General features: G+C 71.1%; 3 protein-coding genes. 1 reads left to right on the forward strand and 2 read right to left on the reverse strand.

Annotation, left to right across the window (positions count from 1 at the left end; all coding sequences use genetic code 11):
* Positions 1 to 47 precede the first annotated feature (47 nt).
* The gene (locus JHN63_RS50040) at positions 48 to 977 is read left to right on the forward strand and encodes a DUF5829 family protein (RefSeq protein WP_200691786.1); all 930 of its coding nucleotides are present in this window, start codon (positions 48 to 50) and stop codon (positions 975 to 977) included.
* A 30-nt stretch (positions 978 to 1,007) separates the two neighbouring features.
* On the opposite strand, the gene msrA is transcribed toward JHN63_RS50040, so the two are convergent.
* Positions 1,008 to 1,520, reverse strand: coding sequence for a peptide-methionine (S)-S-oxide reductase MsrA (msrA, locus tag JHN63_RS50045; RefSeq protein WP_200691785.1), 513 nt, complete (start codon positions 1,518 to 1,520; stop codon positions 1,008 to 1,010).
* A 163-nt stretch (positions 1,521 to 1,683) separates the two neighbouring features.
* Positions 1,684 to 2,535: amidase family protein (locus JHN63_RS50050; protein WP_267953879.1), on the reverse strand; the 852-nt coding region annotated here is incomplete at its 5' end.

A 2,535-nucleotide genomic window follows, 5' to 3' on the forward strand; every position in this document is an offset into this window, starting at 1 on the left:
CTCCCCGCCCTACGCTCCCGCACATGCTGATTCGTCGTGCACTACGGATGATCATCGTGTTCGCTGTGGCCCTCGCCGGAGCGATCGGGGGTGGGGTCGGGACGGCGCAGGCCGCGGGGAAGGGAGTCTCGGGTGGTGCGCATGCGCGGGAGTTGTTGTTCTACAACCATTCGTTCGGGGTCTTCGACCGGGAGACCGCCGACGCGATCGAGCACTCCGACTATCTGCGGGAGTTCGCGAACTTCCAGGTCCGCACCACGACGGGTACCGGAGGGGAGACCTGGACCGGCCGCTATCTGATGGGGCGCGAGAGCTATCTGGAGCTGTTCGGAGTCGGTGACGTGCCCGGTCAGGACGGCACGCTCGGTGCCGCCGGGCTGGGGCTGTCGACCGAGCGGGCGGGAGACCTGGCGACGGTCACCGCGCGCCTGAAGGACGAAGGGGTCGCCGAACCCGTCGATTTTCTGCAGACCCGGGACTTCGGTGACGGGGTGCCCGTGCCGTGGTTCGACGCCGTCCTCACCACGCTCGAGTACGACGCCTTCGACGCCTGGGGGATGGAGTACCGGCCGGAGTACTTCGCCGATCCCCGCGGCAACACCGAACCGCCGAGCTTCCCCGGTGACGTCGGCCGGGAGCGCTACCTCTCCGACGACTACCGCACCCATCTGATGCGTGACGTCACTGCGATCCACCTCGCGGTCACCGAGGGCGACCTCGCCGACACCGTGCCACTGCTGCGGGCCGGCGGGTTCACCGTCAGGACCCTGGCGGGCGGGGGCGTCGTCGCGGTGGGCGGCGGCACCACGATCCGGTTCGACGTCGTGCCGCGCGCGCAGGCTGGGATGCAGCGGGTCGACCTGTCACTGAACCGGCCCGTGAAGGACCGGCACGTGGAGCAGATCGGTCACTCGACCCTCACCGTCGGCCCCGGCACCCACGCCGTGTGGACGTTCGCCAAGAACGGCACCAGCTAGCCACCGGGCGCCGGGACCCGCCCCCCGCCGTCAGCCTTCCGCGCGCGCCGGCAGCTTCCAGCCGGGGCGCGGGAAGTGGCAGGTGTACCCGTCCGGGTACCGCTGGAGGTAGTCCTGGTGCTCCGGCTCGGCCTCCCAGAAGGGGCCGACCGGCTCCACCTCGGTGACGACCTTGCCGGGCCACAGTCCGGAGGCGTCCACGTCGGCGATCGTGTCCTCGGCGATGCGCTTCTGCTCGTCGTCGACGTAGTAGATCGCCGAGCGGTAGCTGAGGCCGATGTCGTTGCCCTGGCGGTTCTTGGTGCTCGGGTCGTGGATCTGGAAGAAGAACTCCAGGAGCGCGCGGTAGTCGGTCCGCTCCGGGTCGAAGAGGATCTCGATGGCCTCCGCGTGCGTCCCGTGGTTACGGTACGTCGCGTTCGGCACGTCTCCGCCGGTGTAGCCGACCCGGGTCGCCGTCACACCCGGGAGTCGGCGGGCCAGCTCCTCCACCCCCCAGAAGCATCCGCCCGCCAGCACGGCCCTCTGCGTCTGCGCAGCCATTGCGACCCTCCAATTTCCGTCAGCTGTCCATCAGCTCGATCAGTCGGGCACCTCGGTCACCCGGCCCGTACCGCACCGGTCTCCCTGCCCAGTGTGCTCAACGTTCGAGGACTCCGTGCGATTCCGCGACCGACCTGCTGTTCCGCTGTCCCGCAGCAGCCCCCTACGCCGGCGCCCGGAAGCCTCCGATCCGCTCCTCCAGCAGTTCGGCGAGCCGCAGCGGGGTGCGGTCCTCGAACATCGGGCCGATGATCTGCACTCCCACCGGCAGCCCCTCGGGCGAGAAGCCCGCCGGTACGGCGGTGGCGGGCAGGCCGGGCATGGTGGCCAGCCCGGCCCACACGAGCTGGTCGAGGTAGGGATGATCCACGCCGTCGATGTCGAGCCGGCGTGCCATCGAGTCGGGGTCGTGGTCGTGCGGGAACGCGGGAGTGGGCGTCACCGGACACACCACGGCGTCGAACGCGCCGAAGAGCTTTCGCCAGCCGTGCCGGTGCAGCTCGCGCCGGTTGTTCGCCCCGATCCAGTCGCGGTGGCTGGACACCATGGCGCGCAACCGTGCCGCGTCGAGGCCGCCGTCGTCCGCGCTCAGCCCGGCGGCGTGGGCGCGCACCTGCTCGTACACCTCGTCGGGAAGCCGCGCGCCGGTGCCCGAGAACAGCAACTGCGTGTAGACCAGCGCCGCTTCGGTCAGATCGGGCAGCAGCGGAGTGTGCCGTTCGACCCGGGCCCCGCCCTCGGCGAGCGCGTCGGCCACCCGGTTCACACCCGCCCGCACCGCGGCCCCGGTCGGCAGCAGCGGATGCTCCTCGAGGACCAGGACCCGGAAGTCACGGAGCCGCTCGTGGCGCGCGGGCGGCAGCGTCACGTCGTACGCCACACCGAAGGTCAGCGGGTCCGGTCCGGCCATGACGTCGAGCAGGAGCGTGAGGTCGCGGGCCGTGCGGGCCATCGGGCCGACGACGGCGAGATCGGGTTCGGCCGGGAACGCCGGCACGGTCGGCGGGACCATGCC

It is taken from the genome of Streptomyces sp. MBT65 (assembly GCF_016612545.1).
In the GTDB taxonomy this organism is placed as follows: Bacteria; Actinomycetota; Actinomycetes; order Streptomycetales; family Streptomycetaceae; genus Streptomyces.

What these genes read in the sequence shown, in the direction of transcription:
- JHN63_RS50040 (WP_200691786.1), top strand. Translation starts at nt 48, where the DNA reads ATGATCATCGTGTTCGCTGTGGCCCTCGCCGGAGCGATCGGGGGTGGG.
- msrA (WP_200691785.1), bottom strand. Translation starts at nt 1,520, where the DNA reads ATGGCTGCGCAGACGCAGAGGGCCGTGCTGGCGGGCGGATGCTTCTGG.